Source organism: Streptomyces sp. NPDC052101 (assembly GCF_040680235.1).
Lineage (GTDB): Bacteria > Actinomycetota > Actinomycetes > Streptomycetales > Streptomycetaceae > Streptomyces.
On record NZ_JBFAWH010000015.1, the window covers coordinates 203,828 to 230,089 of the forward strand.

Consider the following 26,262-nt stretch of genomic DNA (forward strand, 5'->3'; position numbering starts at 1 on the left):
GGCGGGGGCCGGTGGAGGTCGGCTCGGGTGGGGCGTTAGCGGGCCGCTTCCTTCGAGACCAGGGCGACCGCTTCGTCCACCTCGTCCGTCACATGGAAGAGGAGGAGGTCCTTCTCGGTCGCCTTGCCCTGGGCGACCAGGGTGTTCTTCAGCCAGGACAGCAGGCCGCCCCAGTACTCGCTGCCGAAGAGGACGATCGGGAAGCGGGTGACCTTCTGGGTCTGGACGAGGGTGAGGGCCTCGAAGAGTTCGTCGAGGGTGCCGAGACCGCCCGGCAGGACCACGAACCCCTGCGCGTACTTGACGAACATCATCTTGCGGACGAAGAAGTAGCGGAAGTTCAGGCCGATGTCGACGTAGGGGTTGAGCCCCTGCTCGAAGGGCAGCTCGATGCCGAGGCCGACCGAGACGCCGCCCGCCTCGCACGCGCCCTTGTTGGCCGCCTCCATCGCCCCGGGGCCGCCGCCCGTGATCACCGCCCAGCCGGCTTCCACCAGCCCGCGGCCGAGCCGCACCCCCGCCTCGTACTCCGGCGAGTCCACCGGCGTCCGCGCCGAGCCGAACACGCTGATCGCGGGCGGGAGTTCGGCCAGCGTGCCGAAGCCCTCGATGAACTCCGACTGGATGCGCAGCACACGCCAGGGGTCGGTGTGGACCCAGTCCGTGGGGCCGCCCGCGTCCAGCAGCCGCTGGTCGGTCGTACTGGCGGTCACCTGTCCCCGCCGCCGGAGGACCGGTCCGAGCCGCTGCTCGTCCGGCGGTACCTTCTTCCCCTCGGGGTTGCCGGTAGCCATGTGCGCTCCCTCCGCTTGCGGGTAGTTCGATCTCAGACTAGATCTACGCAGGTTACGGAGGAGGGAAATGAGCATGTCCGGCATGAAGCGCCGAGCGGCACGGCCTACGCGGTGAGCCAGTTCCGCAGGCGTTCCTCGCCGGCCAGGATCTTCGCCGTCTCCACCCGCTCGTCACGCTTGTGGGCCAAGTGCGGGTTGCCGGGGCCATAGTTGACCGCGGGGACGCCGAGCGCGGAGAAGCGGGAGACATCCGTCCAGCCGTACTTGGGCCGCGGGGTGCCGCCCACCGCCTCGATGAAGGCGACCGCGGCCGGGTGGGAGAGGCCGGGCAGCGCGCCGGGGCTGTGGTCGTCGACCACGAACTCCTCCACCCCGCAGTCCGCGAACACCTCGCGGACGTGCGCGATCGCCTCCTCCTCGGTGCGGTCGGGGGCATAGCGGAAGTTGACCGTGACCACGCACTCGTCGGGGATGACGTTGCCGGCGACCCCGCCGCTGATGCCGACCGCGTTCAGGCCCTCGCGGTACTCCAGGCCGTCGATCAGCGGCCAGCGCGGCTCGTAGGAGGCCAGGCGGGCCAGGATGGGGGCCGCCGCGTGGATGGCGTTGGAACCCAGCCAGCCGCGCGCCGAGTGGGCCCGCTCGCCCTTCGCCCTCAGCAGCACGCGCAGGGTGCCCTGGCAGCCGCCCTCGACCTCGCCGTCGGAGGGCTCCAGCAGGACCGCGAAATCGCCCTGGAGCCACTCGGGATGTGCCTCGGCGACATGCCTGAGGCCGTTCAGCTCGGCGGCGACCTCCTCGTTGTCGTAGAAGACGAAGGTCAGGTCGCGGTTGGGGGCGGGGACCGTGGCCGCGATGCGCAGCTGCACCGCGACGCCCGACTTCATGTCGCAGGTGCCGCAGCCCCACAGCACGCCGTCCTCGTCGAGGCGCGAGGGCACGTTGTCCGCGATCGGGACGGTGTCGATATGGCCGGCCAGGACGACGCGCTCGGCGCGGCCCAGGCTGGTGCGGGCGATCACGTTGTTGCCGTAGCGGTCGACCGTCAGGTGCGGCAGGGCGCGCAGCGCGGCCTCGATCGCGTCGGCGAGCGGCTTCTCGGTGCCGCTCTCGGAGGCGAAGTCCACCAGCTGTGCGGTGAGCGCGGCGGCATCGAGCGTGAGGTCAAGCGAGGAGTCGGCCATGGCACCGACCCTAGGGGGTGTGCTCTGGATCAGGCCAGCGACGCGGGGCGGCCGGTCGAGCACCGTCGCTTATCGCCCACCTGATCCAGAGCACACCCCCACGCGCGACCCGTCGGCACCGTGTGCAAGCGCTGTCCGTACGACCCCCCGCGAGGGGCCGGCGGGCCTCCAGTACCTTGTACGAGTGCCAGAGCCGTCCCCCACCCGTCCCAAACGACGCGGCCGCCTCTTTCGTTTCAGTGCGGCCCTGTTGGTCCTCTGCGGTGTCGCCGCGTACCTCGTGGTGCAGTACGTCACCGGAGGCGGCGGAGCGCGCGGCTGCAAGGTGACGTCGGCCTCGGGCGACGGCACGTCGTACGAGTTCACGCCGGAGCAGGCGGTGAACGCGGCGACGATCGCGGCCGTCGGCACCGGGCGCGGGATGCCCGAGCGGGCCGTGACGATCGCGCTGGCCACGGCCATCCAGGAGTCGGGGCTGCGCAACATCGAGCACGGCGACCGGGATTCCCTGGGCCTGTTCCAGCAGCGGCCCTCGCAGGGCTGGGGCACCGAGCAGCAGATCCTGGACCCGGACTACGCGGCGGGAATCTTCTACGCCCACCTGGCCAGGGTGCCGAACTACGCCGATCTGCCGCTGACCGAGGCGGCCCAGGAGGTCCAGCGCAGCGGCTACCCGGAGGCGTACGCCAAGCACGAGCCGGACGCCACGCTGCTCGCGGCGGCCCTGACCGGGCGTTCGGCGGCCATGCTGACCTGCGACGGGCGCCAGGAGCAAACCGCCTCGGCGACCGGTCCGGACGCGGTACGGGCGGCGCTGGTACGGGACTTCGGGCGGGACGCGCTGCGGGAGACGGGTGCGCAGGTGGGCGGTACGCCCGTGCCCTCGCCGTCTCCCTCGCCGAGCGTGACCGCGACCGCGCAGGGGCGGACCGTGACCGTGCCGGTGCCGCAGGGCACGAGGGTCGATGCGTTCGGGCGCGGCGAGCGGGAGCGGGGCTGGCAGCTGGCGCAGTGGGCCGTGGCCAATTCCTCGGCGCTGCACATCCAGCGGGTGTCGTACGAGGGCCGGGAGTGGGCGGCCGGGAGCGGCGGCGGCCAGTGGCGGACGACCGCCTCGGACGGGGCCGGTGGCGCGGAGACGCCGGCCGGAGCCGTTCGTATCGTCACCGGACAGTAGTACGGGAGATCACTCCGACGGGTGGTGCGGCGCCGACGGGGCGCACCGGCCGGGCGGGAAGCGCGCCGTTTCCGGGATCCCCTGGAAATCAAGGGCTGTAAGGATTCTGCGGGATTTTCGGCGGACGCTTTTTGCCCGTTTTTATCCACACCTGATAATGCGATGCGTTATCCATTCTTTACCTGGGGCGTCCGCAACCTTCGCGGGCTTCGAGCGGTAGTCACGGCGTCCGAGCCCGGAACCGGGCCCGGATCACAGACACCGTTCTCTCCCGTCGAATGGAGCATCATGTCCCTCCCTCTGACCCGCCGGATCGCCCGTGCCGCGCTGCTCGTCGCAGCGGGAGCGGCAGCCGGGGTCGGTGCGGCCGGCTCCGCCGGTGCGGCCACCCAGCCGGCGGCGGCCCCGAACCTGGGTGGTCTGACCGCCCCGGACACGGCGAACGTCGGTGGCACCGTCGGCGATGCCGCGCAGCACGCCGCCTCCGTCGCGACCGCAACGGGCGGCACGGCGGTCGGGAAGACCGTGCCGGGCGCGGCCAGGACCGGCAGCAACACCCTGAAGAAGACCACGCCGGTGGCGGAGAAGGCCGCGGGGGCGGCGGCCGGTGCGGCGGGAAGCGTCGTCGGGGACACCGCGAAGAGCGGGCTGCCGCAGCTGCCGGTCGAGGGCGGGGCGCTGCCGCTCGGCTGAGCGCCCGGCTCTGACCGGCGTCCGGCTTTGACCACGGACACCGCCGACGGGGTCCAGGGAGTTCCCTGGGCCCCGTTGCCGTGTGGTCGCAGGGGCGGTTGTCGGCAGGAGCGGTTACAGACGGCCGACCGCTGCCCGGATCCGTTCGTCCGTCGCCGTCAGGGCCACGCGGACGAACTTCTCGCCCGCCTCGCCGTAGAAGTCGCCCGGCGCGACCAGGATGCCGAGGTCGGCCAGGTGGGCGACCGTGGCCCAGCAGGACTCGTCGCGGGTGGCCCACAGATAGAGGCTCGCCTCGCTGTGTTCGATGCGGAAGCCGTGGCCCAGCAGGGCGGCCCGCAGGGCCTCGCGGCGGGCGGCGTAGCGCTCGCGCTGCTCGTGGACGTGGCTGTCGTCGCCCAGGGCCGCCGCGGCGGCCGCCTGGGTGGGCGCCGAGGTCATCATGCCGCCGTGCTTGCGGATCTCCAGCAGCGGGCCGAGGACGGCCGGGTCGCCGGCGATGAAGGCCGCGCGGTAGCCCGCCAGGTTGGAGCGCTTGGAGAGGGAGTGGACGGCGACGATGCCGTCGTAGGAGCCGCCGTTGACGTCCGGGTGCAGGACCGAGACCGGGTCGGCCTCCCAGCCCAGTTCCAGGTAGCACTCGTCGGAGAAGAGCAGGACGTCGTGGGCGCGGGCCCAGGCGACGATGTCGGTCAGGTCCCGCTGGGAGATGACCTTGCCCGTCGGGTTGGACGGGGAGTTCAGCCAGAGGAGCTTCAGGCCGGCGGGGTCGAGGTCGCGCGGGTCGTCGTAGACCTCGTGGTCGGCGCGGGCGAGGCGGGCGCCGGCCTCGTAGGTGGGGTAGGCGAGGCGCGGGTAGGCGACCCTGTCGCCCGGGCCGAGGCCCAGCTGGGTCGGCAGCCAGGCCACCAGTTCCTTGGAGCCGACGACCGGCAGGACATGGCGGTGGGTGATCCCGCGGGCGCCCAGGCGGCGCTCCAGCCAGCCGGTGATCGCGTCGCGCAGTGCCGGGGTGCCCCAGACGGTCGGGTAGCCCGGGGAGTCGGCAGCGTCGATCAGGGCCTTCTGGACCAGTTCGGGCACCGGGTCGACCGGGGTGCCCACGGACAGGTCGACGATTCCGTCGGGGTGTGCGGCGGCCGTCTTCTTGTACGGTTCCAGCTTGTCCCAGGGGAAGGTGGGGAGCCGGTCGGAGACTGCGGACACGGGAATCAGGCTCACTTTCGTACGATGCGGCAAACGCCTCGGTCCCGTGCGGCGGTGATCGGGGTGATCGGGCCGTACGGGACCGAGGCGGCGGCGGTTCGCGGGCGGCCGCTTGGCGCGCTTAGAGGGTCACTCGCCCTGCGGCGGCAGCGCGGCGACGAAGGGGTGGTCGCGCTCGATCAGCCCCAGCTTGCTGGCACCGCCGGGAGAACCCAGCTCGTCGAAGAACTCGACGTTCGCCTTGTAGTAGTCCTTCCACTCCTCCGGGACGTCGTCCTCGTAGAAGATCGCCTCGACCGGGCAGACCGGCTCACAGGCACCACAGTCGACGCATTCGTCCGGGTGGATGTACAAGGACCGGGAGCCCTCGTAAATGCAGTCGACCGGGCACTCCTCGATGCACGCCTTGTCCTTGACGTCGACACAAGGCTGCGCGATGACGTAGGTCACGCTGTCGTTCCTCCTCGATAGGGCGCTGGCGGGCCTCCGTAGGCTCCGCCGCCTGGCGCGCGGGAGCGCGGCGTCGTCGATGCCCGCCCCTAGTATCTCCGTTCCGGAGCATGATCCGAACAGGAGGGGTGAACTGACCAGTGGAAATCTCGGCGACAGGACATGCGGAAGTCCGCGTTACCCCTGCTGACGTGGGAAAACGCGTCTCTGTACGGCGCTTGAGCGAACCTGGAGGCACGCAGGAGAAGTTCACTGACACGGTCGGTGTTCTCACATCATGGGATGATGGCGTGCTCATGATCACACGGCGGGATGGACGAAGTGTCCGGATCGCCGAGTCTGCCCTGGTCGCCGGCAAGGTGGTGCCGGCCGCTCCGGCACGCCGCAGGGGGCCCGCCGCCACCTATCCGGAGCTGGCGCGCGTCTCCTCGCGCGGCTGGCCGCCACTGGAGACCGAGCGGCTCGGTGAGTGGGAGCTGCGGGCCGCCGTCGAGAAGGGGCCACGCGATGGGGGCCCGGCCGGGGTGGTGGTCGGGCGACGGGTGGGCTTCACCCGGCGGGCCAACAGCGTGCTGCCGCTCGGCGATCCCGGTCTTCCGCTCGACGCGGCCCTGGCCGCCGTACGACGCTGGTACGGCGAGCGTGGCCTGCCCGCCTACGTCCAGACGGCCACCGGAGCCGAGGGCACGCAGGAACTGCTGTGCGCGGAGCTGGAGCGGCGCGGCTGGGTGCGGGAGGTGACCGCCGAGGTGTGGACCGGTGCCCTGGCGCCGGTCGCGGACCGGGCCGAGGGAGCGGATGTGGCGCTGTCCCGGCGGGCGGACGAGGCCTGGCTCGCCCGGTACCAGCGCAAGGGGGTGAGCGAGGTGGCCCTGCGGGTGCTCGGCGGTGGCCCGTCGGTGTGGTTCGCGTCCGTGCCCGGGGAGGAGGGGGAGCCTCCGGCGGCGATCGGGCGGTGCGTCGTGGACGGGCGGTGGGCCGGGTTCGCCGCGGTCGAGGTGGATCCCGGCCGGCGCCGGGAGGGCCTCGCAACGGAGGTGATGGCCGCGCTGGCCCGCCGGGCGCTGGACGAGGGCGCGTCGGCGGCCTGGCTGCAGGTCGAGACGGACAACGAGAGCGCCCGCGCGCTGTACGCCGCCCTGGGCTTCACCCCGCACCACGCGTACCACCATTACCGAGCCCCACAACAGGACCGACCCCAGCCCCCGACCTCGACGGAGTCCGCCGATCAGGACGGGGAGGGGGCCGGGCCCGCAGCCCGGAGCGGTCCGACGGAAGAAGCTGACGGCCGGGTCCGGGCGACCGGTGACCCCGAGGGTCGGGACCGGGCGACCCGTGACACCGAGGGCCAGGACCAGGCGACCCGTGACACCGAGGGCCGCGTCCGGGCGGCCCATGACGCCGAGGGCCAGGGCCAGGCGACCGGCAACCCCGAGGGCCTGGGCCAGACCGCCGAGGTCTCCCACAGCCGGGGCTGGACGGCACAAGCGGTCGGCGGCCGGGGCCAGGCGGCAGAAGCGGCCGGTGCCCGGGACCAGGACACCAGAAACTCCAGCGCCCGAAACCAACCGGCCGACAACTCCGAACACCGGGACCACGCCACCGAAGACTCCCACCGCCAGAGCCGGACGGCACAAGCGGTCGGCGGCCGGGGCCGGGCGACCGGTAATTCCGACCGCCGGGACCTGGCAGCCGGAGACTCGGGGTACCGGGATCAGACCACTAGGGACTCCGACCGCCGGAACCACGTCACCGGAAACTCCCACCGCCGGGACCACACCACCGCAGACTCCGACCGCCGGGACCAGGTCCCGTCCGGTTCGGTCCGTGTGGCTCGGTCGTAGGAGCGTTGTGGAAGGGCATGAGCCTCGCATGCGTACCCCGTATCTGCCGCCGCCGTATCCGCCGCCGCCGGAGCGGGCGGGTGAGGTGCGGCGGAGGTTTGCCGAGGAGGCGCGGTCCGAGCGGCCGGATGTGGCGGCGCTGTGCCTGCTGATCGGCGCCGCGGCGGACGACTCGCTGGACGAGGCCGGGATCGATGCCGCGCAGCTGGAGCTGGACCGGCTCGCGGGCGAGCTGCCGTACCGGCCGGGCGGGCCGCGGGCGTGGGCGGAGGCTGTACGGCGGCTGCTCGGGGAGCGCTACGCGTTCCACGGCACCCCGGGCGACTACCAGCGGCTGGAGTCCTCCCTGCTGCACGAGGTGCTGCGGCGGCGGCGCGGGCTGCCGATCCTGCTGTCGGTGGTGTGGCTGGAGGTCGCGCGGCGGGCGGGGGCGCCGGTGTACGGGGTCGCGCTGCCGGGGCACTTCGTCGTGGGGTTCGGCACGCCCGAGGAGCAGGTGCTGGCCGATCCGTTCGACGGGGGGCGGGTGCTGACCGGGTCCGACACGGAGATGCTCGTGGCGGGGGCCACGGGGGCGCCGCTGGACCCCTCGATGCTGCAGCCCGCGGCGCCGCTGGAGGTCGTCCAGCGGATCCTGAACAACATCCGTGCGTGGGCCTCGGCCCGGCCGGAGCGGTCGGACGTGGGGCTGTGGGCCGTGGAGCTGGCGCTGCTGGTGCCCGCGCATCCGGCGCGGCTGCGCTATGAGCGCGGTCAGCTCCTGGTGCAGCGGGGCGAGTTCGTGTCGGGCGCCGAGGAGCTGGACGCCTACGCCGACCTGATCGAGGTCGTCGACGAGCCGGCCGCCAGGAAGGTACGGCAACAGGCCCACACCGCGCGGGCCATGCTCAACTGAGCTGTCAGAGCCATCCCTTCTCCCGCGCGATCCGCACCGCCTCCGCGCGGTTGCGTACCGCCAGTTTCTGGATGGCCGTGGAGAGGTAGTTGCGGACCGTGCCCTGGGACAGGTGCAGGGCCTTGGCCAGCTCGGCGTTGGTGGAGCCGTCCGCGGCGGCGCGCAGGACCTCGCGTTCGCGTTCGGTGAGGGGGTTGGCGCCCTCGGCGAGGGCCGCCGCGGCGAGCGTGGGGTCGATGACCCGCTCGCCGGACAGCACCTTGCGGACCGCCTCGGCGAGCTGGGCGGCCGGGGCGTCCTTGACGAGGAAGGCGTCGGCGCCCGCCTCCATGGCGCTGCGCAGATAGCCGGGGCGCCCGAAGGTGGTCAGCACGACCAACTTGACCTGCGGAAACTCCCGGTGCACCCGGGCGGCGGCCTCGATGCCGGTGCAGCCGGGCATCTCGATGTCGAGCAGCGCCACGTCCACGCCGTGCGTGCCGACGGCCGCCAGCACCTGGTCCCCACGCGCGACCTGGGCGACGACCTCGATGTCGTCCTCCAGGCCGAGCAGCGCGGCCAGGGCCTCGCGGACCATCGACTGGTCCTCGGCGAGAAGGACCTTGATCGTGCTCGTCATGCCCCGGATCCTACGTCCCCCGGCAGAGCCGCGGGTGCGCGGGCGACCAGCCGGAACCCGTGCTTGATCCGGCCCGCCTCCAGGGTGCCGCCGGCCTTCTCCAGCCGCTCCATGAGACCGGTCAGGCCGTTGCCGGGCCCGCTGCCGCTGCCGCCGGATCCGTTGTCCTCGACGGTGAGTTCGAGCATCGCACCGTCCAGGGTCTGCCGGTGCGCGAGCTGGATCAGGCACCTGTCGGCGCCGCTGTGCCGGACCACGTTGGTGACGGCCTCGCGCAGCGCCCAGGCGAGCGCGGCCTCGGACTCCTCGGGGACGCCCGTGAGGTCGGGCTCGGCGGGCACCTCGGCGGTGACGCCGGCGGCGGCCAGGGCGACCTGGGTGCCGGCGAGTTCGGCGGCGAGCCGGGGGCGCCGGTAGCCGGTGACGGCCTCCCGGACGTCGACCAGGGCCTGCCGGCTGACCTGCTCGATGTCGGCGACCTGCTGGGCCGCCTTGTCGGGGTGGTCGGGCAGCATCCGGCCGGCCAGCTCGCTCTTCAGCGTGATCAGGGAGAGCGAGTGCCCGAGCAGATCGTGCAGGTCGCGGGCGAGCCGCAGCCGCTCCTCGTTGGCGGCGAGCTGGGCGACGGTGGCCCGGGCCTTGCGCAGTTCGACGGTCGTGCGCACCAGCTGGCCGACACCGGTCATCGCGAACCCGATGAGAAGGGTCAGCAGGAGCAGGCCCCGCGCTTCCTTCTCGTTCGAGTGCAGCCCGGTGAGGTACATCAGGGCGCCCGAGGCCGGGATGGCCCAGTAGGCGGCCTTCAGCGGCAGGGTGGCCCCGCAGGCGACCGACAGGTAGATGAACAGGCCCAGCCAGGCGCTGCCGAGGGTGTACGCCAGTACGGGGGCGAGGACGCCCAGGATCGCGCCCAGGCTGTAGACGACGCGCGGGGAGAACGGCCGGCCGATGTTGCGGAAGACCAGCGTGAGATAGACCCCGACGAAGGCCGCGAGGCCGAGCGAGCCGGCCACGGTGGCGCCGGTGCTGTGTCCTCCGTCGACCAGATCGCCGACCGGCGAGCTGAGGAAGACCAGCCAGACGCCGATCCACAGTGTCTTGACCGCCAGCTCGCGCCGGTTGCGGGGCGGCCAGCCCACGGGCACGTGCTTCGGGCTCGCCGCTGTCCGGTCTTCCGTCATCGTGCTCACGCCTTCAGCGTGTCCTTCCGGTACAGCCAGGCAGCACCGCCCGCGAAGAGGACGAAGTAGGCGGCGAGGATGGCGATGTCCGTCGCGTGCGGGGCCTGGCTCTGCTCGATCGCCCGCCCCAGGGCAGCGTACGCGTGCGTGGGCAGCCACTTCGCGATGTCCTGGAGGATCTTCGGGAAGGTGGTGGTCGGCATCCACAGGCCGCCGAGGATGGACAGGCCGAAGTAGATGATCATCGTGAGGGGGCGGACCGCGTCACCGCTCGCCAGGTAGCCGAGGGCGACGCCGAGCGCGGCGAAGACGAGGCTGCCGGCCCAGATGACCCCGGTGAGGGCGAGCCACTGCCAGGCGTCCAGGTGGACGTGCTTGATCGCGGCGGCGGCGATGAACAGCACGATGATCGACGGCAGGCTCACCACGGCGGCGCTGGCGGTCTTGGCGATGACGTAGCCGCGCCCGGGCAGCGTCGTCAGCCGCAGCTGCCGTACCCAGCCGTTCTCGCGCTCCTTGGCGATGCGCTCGCTGTTGCCCATGAGGACGGCGGTCAGGGCGCCGAAGGAGGCCATGGAGACCATCAGATAGGTGGCGACGGTCAGGCCGGTGCCCTCGACCTTCTCGTTCGAGCCGGAGCTGCTGGAGAAGATCAGGAAGAGGGCCGTGGGGTAGAGCACGGAGAAGAACAGGAACTTCTTGTTGCGCAGGGCGCGGGCCAGTTCGAGCTTGATCAGGGCGGTCATGACTGCTTGGCCTCCTCGGCCTCCGTGATGGCGACGAAGGCCTGCTCCAGACCGAGGCCGGCGACTTCGAGGTTGCGGGGGTAGACACCGAGCCCGTACAGGGCGTGGACGGTGGCGTCGGCGTCGGTCGACTGGATGCGGACGGTCTGGCCCGATATGTCGATCGAGGTGAGGAACGGCAGGGCGCGCAGGGCGGCCTCGTCGATGCCGCCCTCCAGGTCGAAGGCGACCCGGCGGGCGCCCGCCTTGGCCTTGATCTCGGTGGCGGTGCCGTCGGCGAGGAGCCGGCCGCGGTGCAGCACCAGGACCCGGTCGGCGATGGCGTCGGCCTCTTCGAGGTAGTGGGTCGCGAACAGGACGGTACGGCCCTGGTCGGCCTGCTCGCGCATGGTGGCCCAGAAGGCCTGGCGGGCGGAGACGTCCATGCCGGTGGTCGGCTCGTCCAGGATGATCAGGTCGCTGTCGCCGGCGGTGGCGAGGGCGAAGCGGACGCGCTGGGCCTGGCCGCCGGAGAGCTTGTTGACCTTGCGGTCGGCGATCTGCGCGATGCCCGCGCGGGCCATCACGTCGGCGGCCTTGTACGGCCTCGGGTGCAGCGAGCAGCCCAGCTTCACCAGCTCCTCGACGGTGACCTCGTCCATCAGACCGCCGCTCTGCAGCATGGCCCCGACCCGCCCGGCGGCGATCGCCTCGCGCGGGGTGCCGCCGAAGAGGCTCACGGTGCCGCCGTCGGCGTTCTTCAGGCCGAGGAGCAGGTCGAGGGTGGTGGACTTGCCGGCCCCGTTCGGGCCGAGGAGGGCGACGGTCTCGCCGGGGTACAGCTGGACCGAGATCCCGTCGACGGCCCGTACGCTGCCGTAGGTCTTGGTCACCTGGTCGAAGCCGACCACCGGGGTGGTGGTGGCCGGTGCCGCAGTCGTTGTCATGCTGACCATGCTCGCGGCGCGGACCGGGCGCGGGGCAGTGTCGGGGGTCCTGAGTGCCGGATGACAGATGTCATACGGATCGGGTGACAGCCATGGCGAAGGGGCGCCCGCCGAACGGCGGACGCCCCTTTCCCTGCTGCGGCCGGGCTAGCTCGGGTTCGTGTTGATGACCGCGACCCGGTTGGTCCTGCTGATCAGGGCCTGGCGGAGAGTGAGGTAGACCTCCTCCGGGGTGACCGGCGTCTTCTTGCCGTTGGCCCGGGTGATCAGTACGCCGTCGAAGGTGCCGCCGTAGAGCTGCTTCAGGGCGTTCAGGTCAGGCTTGTCGACCAGCTTGCCGTCCGGCGTCGGCACCACCTTGAGGAACTTCCAGAGCGATTTCTCCGGGCTCATCAGCACCACGTGCCCCGCGCCCGCCGACACGGTCACCTTGCCCGACATCGCGGGCTGCGCGAACTGCTTCATCTCGCGGTCGACCTCGGCGTTCGACACCGTCGGCTGCTTGGTGGCCGTCGGGACGGTGACCGGGGTCGCCGTGTCCGTCTCCACCAGCTGGCGGTAGGCCTGTTCGACCGCGTCGGTCGACTGGCCCGCGTCGATCGCCTTGCCCGCCTTGCCGTAGACGGCGACGGCCTGGCCGGCCTTGAAGTCGATGCCGCCCTCGACGACGGAGCCGGAGCCGCCGCCGGCCTGCTGGAGGGCTGCCTGCAGCTTCTCCTCGTCGACCGGCATCTCCGGCTCGATCACGCGCTTCTGCCCGAAGAGGGAGCCGATGACGTGGACCGGGTTGTAGTCGTTGGTCGCGGCCTTGCTCACGGTGGCCTGGAAGTCGAACTGGAGACCGGCGTTCGCCGGGGTGAGGGTGACCGTCCTGCCGCCCACGGAGAGCTTCAGCGGCTTGTTCACCCGGCTGCCGAAGGCGTCGTCGAGCTTCTTGACGGCGTCGTCACGGGTGCCGCCGCCGATGTCCACGCCGAGGACGGTGGTGCCCTTGGGGACGTCGGTGTGGTTCATCAGCAGTCCGGCGCCGTAGGCACCGCCCGCGACGACGACCACTCCGACGCCCAGCAGCACCAGCTTGCTGCGGCCCTTCTTCTTCGGCTTGGCCTGCGCCTTGGGCGCGGCGGCCGGCTCCGGCCTGGCCGGGCTCTGCGCGGCCGGTCCGTCGGCGGAGGCGCCGCCGAACGGGGAGGTGCCGGCGCCGGGGACGACCGGGATGCCGCTGGTGACGGTGTGTCCGGAGACGTTGTCGGCCCGGCGGTAGCCGGGCGTGCCCGGTTCGGGGGCCGGCTTCTGCGGGGTGAGGATCGCGGTGTCGTCACTGAGCCCGCCGCCCGCACCAAGCCCGGCGGGACCGCTGCCGAGGCCCGCACCGGAACCGCCCGGGCCACCGGAACGGCCGGGGCCGCCGGGGCCTTCGAGGTCGGCGAGGTCCGAAAGGGCGCTGTGGGGTCCCTGAGTGCCGTGGGCGCCCCGGCCGCCGGGGCCGTCGTAGCCGCCCGGGCCGGGCAGGCCGTCGAAGTCGAAGGGGTCGCCGGCCGAGGGGACGAGGGGGCCGTCGCCGGTGACCGGACCGCTGGTGGGGCCGGCCGGGCCCTGCGGGCCGCCGGAACCGCCCGGACCGTGCGCGCCGTTGAAGCCGCTCGGACCACCGGGGCCGCCGAGACCGCCGAGACCGTCGTGGTCGCCCGGGACGCCCGGGACGCCCGTGCCGGACCCGGTGAAGCTCCGGCCGTTCGCTCCGGGGGCAGCGGCGCCGCCGAAGCCTTCCTGGCCGGCGTTGTCCGAGAAGTACGGCAGGTCGTCGCGGCTCGGTTCGCCGCCGGACGCGCCAGGACGGGAACCGCCGCCCAGCGGGCCCGCGGCCAGCGCCTCGGTCACGTCGAAGGAACCCGTGCCGCCGCCGTGTCCGGGGGCGACGGGGCCGCCGGTGGCGCCGGGCAGGCCCTTGCCGTTCGTGGTGCCGGTCGTGGTGCCGGAGCGGGAGGCGCCCGGGACGCTCATGGAGCCGACCACACCGCCGGGACGGCCGCCGCCGGGGCGTGCACCGGTACCACCGGTGGCACCGGATGCCCCCGAACCACCCGTACGGGTGCTCGGCGCACCGGAGGCGGGGGCAGAACCACCCGAACCACCCGAACTGCCCAGACCACTCGAACCGCTCGAACCACCCGAACCGCTCGGCCCACCCGGACCGCTCGAACCGCCGGGCATTCCGGCCCCGTTCGTACCGCCACCGCCCGGACCGCCCTTTCCGGCGGAGGACTTGCGGGGCGCGAACCAGTCGCTGGTCTTCTCCTCGGCCTGGGCCGCGGGCTCCGCGGCGGGCTCGGCGGCGGCGGGCGTCCGGTCGGCCGCGGGCCGCGGCTCGCCGGCGGGCGCCTCGCCCCCGGTGCTCTCGGAGTCTCCGACGGGCTTGCGCACGACGACCGGCGGGATGGGCCGGGATCCGGGGATGTTGATCCGGATCCGGGTCGTCAGCGTGGTCTCGGTCTTCTTCTCCTCCGGACGGCCGGCCGAACGGCCCGCATCCGTACCGCCGTCGGAAGCCATGGGGGTCCCGTACGGCGGCGTGCCGGAGGGGTATGCGGCTCCGCCGTGCCCGTTGGGCCCGGAGGACGGAGTGTCAGTTTCACGACTCAAGGCAGGTTCTCCCAGTTGGCTCCGCCGCCCGAGACGACCTGACTGCTCGGGCGGCTCGGCGGCGCGCACCACCATACTGGCCACTTCTGGCGCGTATCCCAGGACCGCCGAGGAAACCCACACCGGACTCGCACGTGCGCCGCACGGCGAAGTGGTACGTCACTTGCCAAGTCGGGCGGGGCCGCCGCGAGGTTGCCGCCCGGCCCCGATGGTGGCGCAGATCACAGCGAGGGCCATGCCGCCGAGCAGGAAGAGATAGGAACCGCCTCCGGCACTGAACAGGAAGTCGCCCTCGGGGCGCGGGGCGGTGAGCAGGATGACGGTGACGATCCAGCCGACCACCGGTGCGACCGCCCCGCCCCGGCCGCCGGTGGCGTACGCCCCGCCGAGGAACGTCCCGGCCGCGCCCGCGAGGGCCAGCAGCAGCCCGCCGGGGAACCAGGCGGCCTGGACCAGAGTCCCGGCCAGTCCGACGACGGCACCGAGCAGGAAGAGTCCGACATATGCGGCGGCCCGCCCGGCCGAGGGGCGTTGCAGCGGCTGGGCGAGCAGCGGGCCCTGTCCCGCGTTGCTCATGGCGTCTCCTCGGTGTCGGTGTCCAGGTCGAGTCCGGCGAACAGGTCGCTCTCCCCCGGCTCGGCCGTGCCGCGCACCAACTCGTAGTACTCGGTGGTGAACAGCGGCTGGGCCAGGTCGTTGGAGAGCGCGAAGTACGGTTCGGCCACCGCGATCTGCGTGGCGTGGGCGCGCATCGCGGCGGCCTTGGCGGCGGCGTGCACGGTGCCGTCGACGGCGGTGGTGACCCGCTCGTCGCTCACCACGCCGGGCACGTCGCCCACGGACGCGCCCTTGTCGAACGGAAGCGCGGGCAGCTCGTCCTGGAGGCGGTCGAAGGCGGCGTCGACGACGGAGCGCGGGACGCGGTTCCAGTACACCTTGTCGATCCGGTGCCCGCGCTCGGCGGCGACGTCCACGGCGCGCATGGCGACGCGGTGGGCCTGGATGTGGTCCGGGTGGCCGTAGCCCCCCTGGTCGTCGTAGGTGACGAGGACCTGGGGGCGAACGTCCAGGATCACCTCGGCCAGCTGCCCGGCGGCCTGGTCCACGTCCGCCTGCCAGAAGCACCCGGGGTCGTCGTTGTCCGGAAAGCCCATCATCCCGGAGTCCCCGTACCGCCCCGCCCCGCCGAGCAGCCGCGCGTCGGTCACCCCGAGCGCGCGCACGGCCTCGGCCAGCTCGCCGCGCCGGTGCAGGCCCAGCGCGGCACCCGTCAGATGCCGCAGCCCGGGCGGGATGACCTCGCCCCGCTCCCCGAGCGTGCAGGTGACCAGGGTCACGTGCGCACCCTCGGCCGCGTACCTGGCCATCGTCGCGCCGTTGTTGATCGACTCGTCGTCCGGGTGCGCGTGCACCAGCAGCAGACGACGGGCGGGCAGTTCCGTCATGGGACCACCCTACGAGGCACTCGTCTCGTCCTTGTAGCGCGGCAGACCGTCCGTCGGGATGGTCCAGTCGGCGATGGTCACGTCCTCGCCGTAGACGAAGTCCTTGCGGGTGGCGTAACGGGGGCCGTCGGGGGTGGGGTGGATGTCGGAGAGGACGGCGCCGGTGCCGGTGCGGGGGTCGAAGATCGCGTAGACGGGGATGCCCATGAGGGGATAGTCGCGGACCTTGCCGACCCAGTCGTTGTCCGGGTTGGAGCGGGAGACGATTTCGATGGCGGCGATGAGTGTGCGGGGGTCGAAGGAACCAGGGACCTCCATGTCCTCCCAGGTGATCACCATCACGTCCGGGCGGCGCATGATGCTTTCCGATTCGTCCTCCACGTCGGGTTCACCCGTGTGGGCCACGATCTCGTCAGGCATCACCTTTTCAAGGCGCTTCCGGACGTGCAGGGTGGTCAGCTCGTGCGGACCAATCGGCGCCATCATGTCGTGGACGATCCCCTTCTTCGTGATCTCAAATTTGCCGGGAATGGTGTCGTCCATGGACTGAACGAGGTCCCGCATGGCCCGGTAGATGTGGGAAGCACCCTGCCGCGCGTTGTCCGGTGCGATGGTCATGGCGCTCGCTCCTCGTCGTCTGTGCCCAGGGGCAAGGATCGTCGCTTTCATGCTAGGCGGCCTCCAGGAGATCGGTTCGGCAGTCGCGGCAGCGGCCGGGTTCGGGTGCGCGGAAGGCACGGTCGCAGCCGTCGCAGGTCTGGAGCGGGTGCCGTACGGGCGGCAGGGCGGCCGGTGCGCGGAACGGCGGCGGGGGCGGCAGCTGAGCCGCGAGGCGGCGGGCCAGCAGGGCGGCGGGGCGTCGTGGACCCTCGGGTGGCATGTCGGCGGTCAGGGCGTGCCGTACGGCGGTGGGGCTGACGTCGCGCTCCAGCCAGGCGGCGACGCCGGGGGCCAGGTGCACCGTGTCGGCGGCCGAGAGGAGGAGGCTCGGGTCGTGGCGGCGCAGGTCCGCGAGGAGGTCGGTGGCCGCCTGGAGGAGGGCGGGGGCGGTGCAGGACGGCCGGGGTACGGCGGGGAGGGGTTTGCGGGCCGTACGGGGCGGGCGCCTGGCCGGGACCTCCGCCGGTCGCCGTACCGGTCGGGCGGGGCAGTCGGACCTGTCGGGGTGGCGCCCGGCCGTTGGCTGGTTGCAGGAGATCGTCCGGGTGACGATACGGCCGCCGGGGATGCGTTCGCGTTCGCGGCGCAGGTAGCCGTGGGCCTCCAGCTCTCGTAAGGCGGCGGCGATACGGACGGCTCCCTCGGGGAAGCGGGCGGCGAGGGTCTTGATGTCGACGCGGGCACTCTTCGGCAGCGACTGGATGTGGCAGGCCAGGCCGATCGCGAGGAGGGAGAGGTCCGGGTGCTGGGTGAGGTGGTTGCCGATCACCGTGAAGCGGGTGGTGTGGCGGGTGTTGTCGTGGACGAGCCCGCCGGTGTGTGCGGCTTGAGGGCCCCGGTTCGGGTGCTTGTTGCCCACAAGGCCGGGCTGGGCGTGCGGGGGCACGCTAGGGTTCTGGTTACCCATCGGGAAGCTCTTCTCTTCCTCGGTGGTCAGGCCCTCGCACTGGGATTGCCGTCCCGGCGGGGGCCGTCGCATGTCTGCGGTTGTGTCGCGCTGAGCGTATGGGCGGCTGGGGCTTCGAAATCCAGCTGACGGGGGCATATTCACCCGGCCGAGTGAGCGTGGGGCACGGGCGGGAGGGGTGGGGTTTGGGGGGCCTTTTCCCCGGTGCTTTGTTGCCTTTAGTCGCTGGCGTCACCGGAGCCCGCAGGACCGGGTTCCGGTGACGGAAGGCGTAGTTCGACCCAGACGGTCTTGCATGGGAAGCGGCCCTCGACGACGTCCCATCGATCCGCCAACGCCTCGACCAGCAGCAGCCCACGGCCGGACTCGGCATGTGTGTCCGGCACTTGGAGCTTGGGCAGCCGGTCACCGCGCGTGTCCGTGGCTTCGATGCGCAGGGTGCGGCCGACCACGTACAGCGTGAGACGGAAGCTGCGGCCGGGCAGGCGGCCGTGGGCCGCGGCGTTGGCCGCCAGCTCGGCCACGATCAGCGTCGCGGGATCCGCCGGCAGGCCCCAGCTCCGGAACTGGTCCGACGCGAGCAGCCGGGCCAGACGGGCGCCGCGCGGGGTGGACGACAGTAGAACGGTGAAGTTTGGGATGCCGCCGTCGAGTTGGGGCCGGGGCGGGGGCTCGGTCTCGGCGATTTTCTGATTCACGTCACTCAGAGTGGCCGGTGCTGCTTACCGTGGTGAGTGACTGAGCCGTTGCGTACGGTGACTGTCCGGTGGTTGTTCTGTGTGTCGGGGCTTGTCAGGAGGGGTGATGACGGACGAACTCAAGGGCGAGGCGGACGAGCCGGGTTGGGAGGTGGATCCGGATGATGAGTGGGGCATCGCGGTCATCGCCACGGTCGGGCGCCAACTGAAGCTGCGGCGCGAGGCGGTGGGAATGAAGGCCGCCGACTTCGCCAAGGCCATCGGCTACGGCGAGGACCTGGTCTACAAGATCGAGGCCGGGAAGCGGATTCCCCGGCCGGAGTATCTGGACAAGGCCGACAAGGTGTTGCGGGCGGGTGGGCTGATCTCCGCGATGAAGGAGGACGTGGAGAAGGTCCGGTATCCGAAGAAGGTGCGGGAACTGGCCGGTCTGGAAGCCAAGGCCGTGGAGATGGGGGTGTACGTCGGGCTCAGCATCCATGGCCTGTTGCAGACGCCGGAGCATGCGCGGGCCTTGTTCGAGGTGTCCCAGTTCGCCTACTCGGAAGCCGAGCTACAACGCGGAGTTGCCGCACGCATGGGCCGTAAATCGATCTTCGAGCGTGATCCTGCGCCGGTGCTCAGCTTCGTCCAGGAAGAGGTGGCACTGCGCCGAAGGGTTGGGGGCACAATGGTGTGGCGCCAGCAGCTCGAACACCTGCGGGAAGTGGCAGGGTTGCGCAATGTCACCCTTCAGGTGATGCCGACGGACTCCGGGGAGCACCCCGGGTTGGCAGGCAAAATCGAGGTGCTGAAGTTCACGGACGGGACGGCGGTAGGCCGCTCCGACGGAGCGTTCAACGGCCGCCCGACTTCCGATCCGAAGCAGCTCCGCATCCTTGAGCTGCGATACAGCACCATCCGGGCACAGGCTCTCTCCCCGCGGGAGTCGCTGGCCTTCATCGAGCAACTGCTGGGAGAGAAATGAAGCTGGCGTGGTTCAAGAGCAGCTACAGCGACGGTCCCGATGTCGACTCCTGCGTCGAAGTGGCCCTGGACTGGTTCAAGAGCAGCTACAGCAGTGGCCCCGACGGCGACTCCTGCGTCGAGATCGCGATAGCCCCCCGCACCATCCACATCCGCGACTCCAAGCACACCACCACCGGCCCCCAACTCGCCCTCACGCCGGAATCGTGGGCCCGCTTCCTTCCCTACGCGGCCGGGAACTGATCAGCAGGGGAGTGCCTCGCCCAGCTGTGCGGCCGTACTGGCAGCCGCTGACGCCGCACCGGCGTGTTCCGGGGTGACGTCGGCGGGCGAGCACGGCCAGCGGGACGGCGGCGTACAGGCAGACGCGCGAAACGCCTGCGGAACTCGGGGTGCGTGGTGTAGTCGGCCTGCACGACCGTCACGGCCACGGTGCGTCCGCCCTCGTCACGGCGGTGTCAGAACTTGATGCTGCCGATCATGCTGGCGACGTTCGTCGTCAGCTGGCTGATCGTGGGGGCGATGGTCGAGGAGGCGAGATAGAAGCCGAGCAGGATGCAGACAACCGCATGGCCGCCCTTCAGCCCCGACTTCTTGATCAGCAAGTAGACGATGATCGCCAGCAGCACCACCGCCGAAATCGAGAGTGCCACGGCGGCTCACCTCCAAAGATCGCCAGATCAAGATCAGTTGAGCAAATCCATGCAGACGCCAGCAGGTTCATACCCACACAGCGGTAGTGATCATAACTATCCGTGCTCGCGCATCGCGCGGCGCACGGCCGCACAAGGGGGCGCATGGCCAATATGGTCGAGGTATGACGACCGAGTCTGACTCCTTCCCCCGACGGCACGCACGGACCCAGCGATTCACGCTCGGCGCGCCGCGTGCGTTCACCGTGGCGCCGGACGGTTCGCGTGTCGCGTTCCTGCGGTCCGCCTCCGGCACCGACCGGGCCAACTCCCTCTGGATCATGGATCTTCCGGAGGGCGAAGAACGCCTGGCCGCCGATCCGGGCACCCTTCTCGACGGCGCCTCCGAAGAGCTTTCGACCGAGGAGCGGGCGCGCCGGGAGCGCAGCCGGGAGGGCGGTGCCGGCATCGTCGGCTATGCCACCGACACGGCCCTGGAGTTGGCGGCTTTCGCCTTGTCAGGGCGGCTTTTCACAGCCGAGCTGCGGGCCGGCACGACGCGTGAACTCCGGGTCCCTGGACCGGTGATCGACCCGCGCCCCTCCCCCGACGGCCGGCATGTCGCCTACGTGGCGCGCGGCGCGCTGCGCGTGGTGGGCGCCGAGGGCGAGGACGACCGGGTGCTCGCCGGGCCGGGGTCCGCGGACGGACCGGGGCGGGTCACCTACGGGCTCGCGGAGTTCGTCGCGGCCGAGGAGATGGGGCGTTCGCGGGGGTTCTGGTGGGCGCCGGACGGGCGCCGGCTGCTCGTGGCGCGCGTGGACGACACGCCGGTGCGGCGGTGGTGGATCGCGGATCCGGCCCACCCTGAGCGTGAGCCGATCGACATCGCCTACCCGGCGGCGGGCACACCGAACGCGGACGTACGGCTGTTCGTGGTCGGCCTCGACGGGGAGCGCACGGAGGTGGCGTGGGACCGGTCCCGCTATCCCTATCTGGCCCATGTGCACTGGTCAGCGGCGGGTGCGCCGCTGGTGCTCGTGCAGGCGCGGGACCAGCGCAGCCAGCTGTTCCTGGCGGTGGACCCGGACACGGGGGCCACCCGGATGGTGCACGCCGACGAAGATCCAAGTTGGCTTGAATTGTTCGCTGGAGTGCCCTGCTGGAGCCCCTCCGGACAGCTTGTCCGCATCGTGGACGAGGGGGGCTCCCGGGTGCTGGCGGTCGGCGAACGCCCCTTGACCAGCGGTCAATTGCACATCCGGGCGGTGCTGGACGTGGGTGCGGAGGACGTGCTGGTTTCCGCCTCGGCGGGCGCGGAGGCGCAGCAGCCCGAGATCGGCGAAATTCATGTGTACCGGGTGAACGAGCTGGGCGTGGAGCGCGTGTCGCAGGAACCGGGCGTGCACACGGCGGTCCGTGCCGGAGGGGTCACCCTGCTGGTGTCCGCGACACCGGACCGGCCGGGCACCCGGGTCCAGGTGCTGCGTGACGGAAAACCTTCGGCGACTGTCCGCTCGTACGCCGAAGACCCCGGTTTGTCCCCACGGGTGACCCTGGTCGAAGGGGGCGCGCGCCGAATTCCGTGCGCCGTGCTTATGCCACGGGACTACCCCGGTGACAGGCCCCTGCCCGTCCTCATGGACCCCTACGGCGGTCCGCACGGCCAGCGGGTGCTTGCCGCGCACAACCCCCACCTCACCTCGCAGTGGTTCGCCGACCAGGGCTTCGCGGTGATCGTGGCCGACGGACGGGGCACCCCGGGGCGCTCGCCGGCCTGGGAGAAGTCGATCCGGGACGACGTGGCGGCCATCGCGCTCCAGGACCAGGTGGACGCGCTGCACGCGCTCGCCGAGGAGTTCCCGCTGGACCTCGGCCGGGTGGCCGTCCGCGGCTGGTCGTTCGGCGGCTATCTGGCGGCGCTGGCGGTACTGCGCCGCCCGGACGTCTTCCACGCGGCGGTCGTCGGCGCCCCGGTCACCGATCTGCGGCTGTACGACACCCACTACCAGGAGCGCTACCTCGGCCTCCCGGACGAGCAGCCGGAGGTCTACCGCCGCAACTCGGTGATCGACGACGCGGGCCTGGTCGACCCGGCGGAGCCGCACCGCCCGATGCTGGTCATCCACGGGCTGGCGGACGACAACGTCGTCGTCGCCCACTCGCTGCGGCTGTCCTCCGCCCTGCTCGCCGCGGGCCGCCCGCACGAGGTGCTGCCGCTGTCCGGGGTGACGCACATGACCCCGCAGGAGACCGTCGCGGAGAACCTGCTGCGGCTGCAGCTGGACTTTCTTCGGCGTTCCCTGCCACACCGGGACAAGTGACCGTCAACTGCGTTAACACGCAGGCAACTTCACGGAAGCGGTACCGATATACGGACACGGGAGGCTGATCAGCGTACGGCCGTGCGGGTGCCGTGAACGGGCCGGGACGCGCCATGTCGTCCCGGCCCGTTGCCGTACGCTCCTACTCCCCCTCCGCCGGGACCACCTGCTTCTCCTCCGCGAAGTGGCAGGCCGAGTCATGGGCCGCCGGACCCGACGCGTCACGGAAGACGGCCGGGACGGCGAGGGCCGGCACCTCCCGCACGCAGCGCTCCTGCGCCTTCCAGCAGCGGGTGCGGAAGCGGCAGCCCGACGGGATGTTCGTCGGGGACGGCACGTCTCCGCTGAGGATGATCCGCTCACGCTGCGCACGGGCCTCGGGGTCCGGGACCGGCACCGCGGAGAGCAGCGCCTGCGTATAGGGGTGGGTCGGGTGGTCGTAGATCTCGGCGTCCCGGCCGATCTCCACGATCCGGCCCAGGTACATGACGCCGACCCGGTCGGAGATGTGCCGCACGATGGACAGGTCGTGCGCGATGAAGACGTACGACAGGTCGAACTCCGACTGCAGCCGGTCCAGCAGGTTGATCACCTGGGCCTGGACCGAGACGTCCAGGGCGGAGACGGGTTCGTCGGCGACGATGATCTCCGGGCGGAGGGCCAGCCCCCGTGCGATGCCGATGCGTTGGCGCTGGCCGCCGGAGAACTGGTGCGGATAGCGGTTGACGTACTCCGGGTTGAGGCCGACCACGTCCAGCAGCTCCTGGACCCTGCGCCGGCGCTCGCCCTTGGGCGCGGCCTCGGGGTGGATGTCGTACGGCTCACCGACGATGTCGCCGACCGTCATCCGGGGGTTGAGGGAGGTGTACGGGTCCTGGAAGACCATCTGGATGTTGCGGCGGACGGCCTTCAGCGCGCGGCCGGACAGCTTGGTGATGTCCTCGCCCTTGAACCGGATCGAGCCGGCCGTGGGGCGCTCCAGGTTGCAGAGCAGCTTGGCGACCGTCGACTTGCCGCAGCCCGACTCACCGACGATGCCGAGGGTTTCGCCCTTGTGGAGCGTGAAGTCGACGCCGTCGACGGCCTTCACCGCGCCGACCTGCCTCCTGAACAGGATGCCCCGGGTCAGCGGGTAGTGCTTGACGAGCCCGGTCACTTCGAGGATCGGCTCAGCCATCGAGGCACTCCCTCCAGAAGTGGCAGGCGCTGCCGCGCGCCGCGGAGACCTTGTACAGCACGGGTTCGTCGGTGCGGCAGACGTCCTGGGCCATCGGGCAGCGCGGGTGGAAGGAGCAGCCGGGCGGGATGTCCATCAGGTTCGGCGGCAGGCCCTTGATGGCGTACAGCTCCTGTCCCTTCTGGTCCAGGCGCGGGATGGAGTCCAGCAGGCCGCGGGTGTAGGGGTGGGCGGGCGCCTTGTAGATGTCACGCACGGGCGCCGACTCGACGATCTTCCCGGCGTACATCACGGCGATCCGGTCGGCCACGTCCGCCACGACCCCGAGATCGTGGGTGATGAGGATCAGCCCCATGTGGTACTCGCGCTGCAACTCCGCGAGCAGATCCATGACCTGGGCCTGCACGGTGACATCGAGGGCGGTGGTCGGCTCGTCGGCGATGATGAGCGCCGGCTCCAGGGCCAGCGCCATGGCGATCATGATGCGCTGGCGCATACCGCCGGAGAACTGGTGCGGATAGTCCCGCACCCGCTGGGCGGCGGCCGGGATGCGCACCCGCTCCATCAGGTCGACGGCCCTGCCCCGCGCGTCCTTCCTCGACATGCCCCGGTGCACGACGAACATCTCGCCGAGCTGGTCCCCCACGGAGATGACGGGGTTGAGGGCCGACAGGGCGTCCTGGAAGATCATCGCCATCCCGGCGCCCCGGATCTTCCGCCGCTCCTCTTCCTTGAGCTTCAGCAGGTCCTGCCCTTGGAAGAGGATCTCTCCGCCGGTGATCCTGCCCGGGGGCATGTCGAGGATCCCCATCACGGCCTGCGCGGTGACGGACTTCCCCGACCCCGACTCCCCGAGCACGGCGAGTGTCTCCCCCGCGTCGACCCCGCAACTCACCCCGTTCACCGCATGTGCGACCCCGTCCCTCGTCCGGAACTCCACCTGCAGATCCCGCACTTCGAGCAACACGCCCCCATCACCTCAACTTCGGATCGAGGGCGTCGCGGACCGCGTCGCCGAGCATGACGAATCCGGGACGGTGAGCGCCGGTACGTCTGAACGGCCCCGCAGCAGGGCACGCACCGGCACCGGCCCCCTCTGTCCGCCCCATGACCCCACACCCTCGCCGGCCCCGACCGCCCCTCCCGCGGACCGGAAACCCCCCACGCACACCCCGCTCTCCCAGCAGCACCGCACCATCACCTCAACTTCGGATCGAGGGCGTCGCGGACCGCGTCGCCGAGCATGATGAACGCCAGGACCGTGAGGGCCAGGGCGCCCGAGGGCCACAGCAGGGCGTGCGGGGCGTTGCGGATGTAGGGGGACGCGGCGGAGATGTCGATGCCCCAGGAGACGCTGGGCGGCTTCAGGCCCACTCCGAGGTACGACAGGGTCGCCTCCAGCGCGATGTAGGTGCCCAGCGCGATGGTCGCCACCACGATCACCGGTGCCACCGCGTTCGGGGCGATGTGGCGCAGCAGGATGCGGGAGTCGGAGGCGCCGAGGGCGCGGGCGGCCTGGACGTAGTCGTTCTGCTTGGCGGTGATGACCGAGCCGCGTGCGATCCGGGAGATCTGCGGCCAGCCGAGCAGCACCATGAACCCGATGACCGGCCAGACCGTGTTGCTCGTCACCACCGACAGCAGGACCAGACCGCCGAGGACCACCGGGATCGCGAAGAAGATGTCGGTGATCCGGGACAGGATCGAGTCCCAGACGCCGCCGAAATAGCCCGCCAGCGCTCCGAGCACCGAGCCGACGACGGACACCCCGAGCGTCGCCAGCACACCGACCGTGACGGACGTACGGGCGCCGTACACCGTGCGCGTGTAGACGTTGCAGCCCTGGCCGTCGTAGCCGAAGGGCGCGCCCGGGCCCGCGCCGTCCTGGGCCCTGGCGAGGTCGCACTTCAGGGGGCTGCCGGAGGCGATCGCCGAGGGCCACAGGGAGACGAAGACCAGGAAGACGATGACCAGCCCCGACAGGAGGAAGACGGGGTTGCGGCGCAGGTCCCGCCAGGCGTCGGACCACAGGCTGCGGGGCCTGCCCGCGGGTCCCGTGCCCAGCGGGCCGCCCGGTGTGCGCTCCAGTGTGGCCGCCTCGCTCGCGCCCAGGTCCATCGTCCCGCCCATGCCGGTCCCGGCGATCGCCCCTTCGGGCTCATGCGGCTGTTCAGGCATAGCGGATCCTCGGGTCGAGTACGGCGTACAGGAGGTCGACGAGGAGGTTGGCGACGAGGAAGACAAGGACGAGGACGGTCACGAAGCCGACGACCGTTTGGGTGTTCTGGCGCAGGATGCCCTGGTAGAGCTGGAAGCCGACGCCATGGATGTTGAAGATCCGCTCGGTGGCGATCGCACCGCCCATCAGCGCGCCGATGTCGGCGCCGATGAACGTGACCACGGGGATCAGCGAGTTGCGCAGCAGATGCCGGACGATCACCCGGTGCCGGGGCAGGCCCTTGGCGATCGCCGTACGGACGTAGTCGGACCGTTTGTTCTCCGCGATGGCGGTGCGGGTCAGCCGGGTGACGTAGGCGAGGGAGACGGAGGCGAGGACCAGGCCGGGCAGGATCAGCTCGTCGTAACTTCCGTAGCGGACGGACGGGCTGATCCACTGCCATTTGATGCCGAGCAGCAGCTGGAGCAGCAGACCGGTGACGAAGGTGGGCACGGAGATCACCACCAGGGTGCCCAGCAAGACCCCGGTGTCGATGGGCCGCCCGCGTCTGAGGCCCGTCAGCACGCCCAGCGTCACGCCGACGACGATCTCGAAGAGGATGGCGACGATCGTGAGCCGGATGGTGACGGGGAACGCCGATCCCATCAGCTCGGTGACCTTCTGGCCGTTGAAGGCGGTGCCGAAGTCGCCGGTGAAGACATTGCCCATGTAGGTCGCGTACTGCTGCCAGAGCGGCTTGTCCAAGCCGAACTCCCGCTTCAGCTGGGCGGCGGTCGCCGGGTCGCAGGCCCGCTCGCCGCACAGGCCCGCGATGGGGTCGCCCATCACGTTCACCATCAGGAAGATCAGCAGCGTCGACCCGATGAACACCGGGATCATCTGCAGCAGCCGCCGTGCGACATAGCGCGCCATGCCG

Annotated in this window: 25 protein-coding genes and 1 pseudogene; 7 read left to right on the forward strand and 19 right to left on the reverse strand. The window is 71.4% G+C overall.

The window, feature by feature from the left end; all coding sequences use genetic code 11:
- Positions 1-35 precede the first annotated feature (35 nt).
- Together AB0L75_RS26425 and dapE are read right to left on the reverse strand one after the other, a co-directional pair.
- Positions 36-794, reverse strand: a complete 759-nt coding sequence (locus AB0L75_RS26425; protein WP_365185282.1) for a TIGR00730 family Rossman fold protein — start codon at positions 792-794, stop codon at positions 36-38.
- Positions 795-898: 104 nt separating this feature from the next.
- Positions 899-1,978, reverse strand: a complete 1,080-nt coding sequence (dapE, locus tag AB0L75_RS26430; RefSeq protein WP_365185285.1) for a succinyl-diaminopimelate desuccinylase — start codon at positions 1,976-1,978, stop codon at positions 899-901.
- Positions 1,979-2,162: 184 nt separating this feature from the next.
- Between dapE and AB0L75_RS26435 the strand changes: the two genes are divergently transcribed.
- Together AB0L75_RS26435 and AB0L75_RS26440 are read left to right on the forward strand one after the other, a co-directional pair.
- Complete coding sequence (locus AB0L75_RS26435; RefSeq protein ID WP_365185288.1) at positions 2,163-3,155, forward strand: heavy metal transporter; 993 nt, start codon at positions 2,163-2,165, stop codon at positions 3,153-3,155.
- Between the two features lie 288 nt (positions 3,156-3,443).
- Positions 3,444-3,848, forward strand: coding sequence for an ATP-binding protein (locus tag AB0L75_RS26440; RefSeq protein ID WP_365185291.1), 405 nt, complete (start codon positions 3,444-3,446; stop codon positions 3,846-3,848).
- A 114-nt stretch (positions 3,849-3,962) separates the two neighbouring features.
- Here the strand turns inward: AB0L75_RS26440 and AB0L75_RS26445 are convergent, their stop codons facing one another.
- Both AB0L75_RS26445 and fdxA read right to left on the reverse strand, forming a co-directional pair.
- Positions 3,963-5,054, reverse strand: a complete 1,092-nt coding sequence (locus AB0L75_RS26445) for a bifunctional succinyldiaminopimelate transaminase/glutamate-prephenate aminotransferase (RefSeq protein WP_365185293.1) — start codon at positions 5,052-5,054, stop codon at positions 3,963-3,965.
- Positions 5,055-5,183: 129 nt separating this feature from the next.
- A complete protein-coding gene (fdxA, locus tag AB0L75_RS26450; protein WP_023546973.1) occupies positions 5,184-5,504 on the reverse strand; it encodes a ferredoxin in 321 nt (106 codons plus the stop codon).
- Positions 5,505-5,644: 140 nt separating this feature from the next.
- Here fdxA and AB0L75_RS26455 point away from each other — a divergent pair.
- A pseudogene (locus AB0L75_RS26455) lies at positions 5,645-6,688 on the forward strand (GNAT family N-acetyltransferase); the annotation flags it as partial.
- Between the two features lie 688 nt (positions 6,689-7,376).
- Positions 7,377-8,243: a transglutaminase-like domain-containing protein gene (locus tag AB0L75_RS26460; RefSeq protein ID WP_365185296.1), complete on the forward strand. Its 867-nt coding sequence runs from the start codon at positions 7,377-7,379 to the stop codon at positions 8,241-8,243.
- A 4-nt stretch (positions 8,244-8,247) separates the two neighbouring features.
- Here AB0L75_RS26460 and AB0L75_RS26465 read toward each other — a convergent pair whose 3' ends face one another.
- The 10 genes from AB0L75_RS26465 to AB0L75_RS26510 all read right to left on the reverse strand — a co-directional run bounded on the left by AB0L75_RS26465 (position 8,248) and on the right by AB0L75_RS26510 (position 18,068).
- Complete coding sequence (locus AB0L75_RS26465) at positions 8,248-8,862, reverse strand: response regulator transcription factor (RefSeq protein ID WP_365185299.1); 615 nt, start codon at positions 8,860-8,862, stop codon at positions 8,248-8,250.
- A complete protein-coding gene (locus AB0L75_RS26470) occupies positions 8,859-10,043 on the reverse strand; it encodes a histidine kinase (RefSeq protein ID WP_365185398.1) in 1,185 nt (394 codons plus the stop codon). The genes AB0L75_RS26465 and AB0L75_RS26470 overlap by 4 nt, the downstream gene beginning before the upstream one ends.
- A 5-nt stretch (positions 10,044-10,048) precedes the next feature.
- Positions 10,049-10,789, reverse strand: a complete 741-nt coding sequence (locus AB0L75_RS26475) for an ABC transporter permease (RefSeq protein WP_365185302.1) — start codon at positions 10,787-10,789, stop codon at positions 10,049-10,051.
- Positions 10,786-11,715, reverse strand: coding sequence for an ABC transporter ATP-binding protein (locus tag AB0L75_RS26480; RefSeq protein WP_365185305.1), 930 nt, complete (start codon positions 11,713-11,715; stop codon positions 10,786-10,788). The genes AB0L75_RS26475 and AB0L75_RS26480 overlap by 4 nt, the downstream gene beginning before the upstream one ends.
- A 147-nt stretch (positions 11,716-11,862) precedes the next feature.
- Positions 11,863-14,358 (reverse strand): hypothetical protein, encoded by a 2,496-nt coding sequence (locus tag AB0L75_RS26485; protein WP_365185307.1) that lies wholly within the window; start codon positions 14,356-14,358, stop codon positions 11,863-11,865.
- Between the two features lie 159 nt (positions 14,359-14,517).
- Complete coding sequence (locus AB0L75_RS26490; RefSeq protein WP_365185309.1) at positions 14,518-14,934, reverse strand: DUF6113 family protein; 417 nt, start codon at positions 14,932-14,934, stop codon at positions 14,518-14,520.
- Positions 14,931-15,803 carry an N-acetyl-1-D-myo-inositol-2-amino-2-deoxy-alpha-D-glucopyranoside deacetylase gene (mshB, locus tag AB0L75_RS26495; protein WP_365185312.1) on the reverse strand — a complete coding sequence of 291 codons (873 nt, stop codon included), beginning with the start codon at positions 15,801-15,803 and terminating at the stop codon, positions 14,931-14,933. Before mshB ends, AB0L75_RS26490 begins: the two co-directional genes overlap by 4 nt.
- A gap of 9 nt (positions 15,804-15,812) precedes the next feature.
- Positions 15,813-16,421, reverse strand: a complete 609-nt coding sequence (locus tag AB0L75_RS26500) for a Uma2 family endonuclease (RefSeq protein WP_365185315.1) — start codon at positions 16,419-16,421, stop codon at positions 15,813-15,815.
- A gap of 52 nt (positions 16,422-16,473) precedes the next feature.
- Positions 16,474-17,370: a helix-turn-helix domain-containing protein gene (locus AB0L75_RS26505; protein ID WP_365185318.1), complete on the reverse strand. Its 897-nt coding sequence runs from the start codon at positions 17,368-17,370 to the stop codon at positions 16,474-16,476.
- A gap of 218 nt (positions 17,371-17,588) precedes the next feature.
- Positions 17,589-18,068, reverse strand: a complete 480-nt coding sequence (locus tag AB0L75_RS26510; protein WP_365185321.1) for an ATP-binding protein — start codon at positions 18,066-18,068, stop codon at positions 17,589-17,591.
- Positions 18,069-18,174: 106 nt separating this feature from the next.
- Here AB0L75_RS26510 and AB0L75_RS26515 point away from each other — a divergent pair, with 106 nt between their 5' ends.
- Together AB0L75_RS26515 and AB0L75_RS26520 are read left to right on the forward strand one after the other, a co-directional pair.
- Positions 18,175-19,035 carry a helix-turn-helix transcriptional regulator gene (locus tag AB0L75_RS26515; protein WP_365185323.1) on the forward strand — a complete coding sequence of 287 codons (861 nt, stop codon included), beginning with the start codon at positions 18,175-18,177 and terminating at the stop codon, positions 19,033-19,035.
- Positions 19,032-19,277: a DUF397 domain-containing protein gene (locus AB0L75_RS26520; RefSeq protein WP_365185326.1), complete on the forward strand. Its 246-nt coding sequence runs from the start codon at positions 19,032-19,034 to the stop codon at positions 19,275-19,277. The genes AB0L75_RS26515 and AB0L75_RS26520 overlap by 4 nt, the downstream gene beginning before the upstream one ends.
- A 215-nt stretch (positions 19,278-19,492) precedes the next feature.
- Here the strand turns inward: AB0L75_RS26520 and AB0L75_RS26525 are convergent, their stop codons facing one another.
- On the reverse strand, positions 19,493-19,687 hold the full coding sequence (locus AB0L75_RS26525; protein WP_365185329.1) for a hypothetical protein: 195 nt from the start codon (positions 19,685-19,687) through the stop codon (positions 19,493-19,495).
- Positions 19,688-19,851: 164 nt separating this feature from the next.
- Between AB0L75_RS26525 and AB0L75_RS26530 the strand changes: the two genes are divergently transcribed.
- A complete protein-coding gene (locus tag AB0L75_RS26530; RefSeq protein WP_365185332.1) occupies positions 19,852-21,990 on the forward strand; it encodes a prolyl oligopeptidase family serine peptidase in 2,139 nt (712 codons plus the stop codon).
- Between the two features lie 142 nt (positions 21,991-22,132).
- On the opposite strand, the gene AB0L75_RS26535 is transcribed toward AB0L75_RS26530, so the two are convergent.
- The 4 genes from AB0L75_RS26535 to AB0L75_RS26550 form a co-directional block, all read right to left on the reverse strand.
- Positions 22,133-23,167, reverse strand: a complete 1,035-nt coding sequence (locus AB0L75_RS26535; protein WP_365185335.1) for a dipeptide ABC transporter ATP-binding protein — start codon at positions 23,165-23,167, stop codon at positions 22,133-22,135.
- Positions 23,160-24,134 carry an ABC transporter ATP-binding protein gene (locus AB0L75_RS26540; RefSeq protein ID WP_365185337.1) on the reverse strand — a complete coding sequence of 325 codons (975 nt, stop codon included), beginning with the start codon at positions 24,132-24,134 and terminating at the stop codon, positions 23,160-23,162. Before AB0L75_RS26540 ends, AB0L75_RS26535 begins: the two co-directional genes overlap by 8 nt.
- A gap of 230 nt (positions 24,135-24,364) precedes the next feature.
- On the reverse strand, positions 24,365-25,345 hold the full coding sequence (locus AB0L75_RS26545) for an ABC transporter permease (RefSeq protein ID WP_365185340.1): 981 nt from the start codon (positions 25,343-25,345) through the stop codon (positions 24,365-24,367).
- The gene (locus AB0L75_RS26550; RefSeq protein ID WP_365185343.1) at positions 25,338-26,258 is read right to left on the reverse strand and encodes an ABC transporter permease; all 921 of its coding nucleotides are present in this window, start codon (positions 26,256-26,258) and stop codon (positions 25,338-25,340) included. Before AB0L75_RS26550 ends, AB0L75_RS26545 begins: the two co-directional genes overlap by 8 nt.
- Positions 26,259-26,262 lie beyond the last annotated feature (4 nt).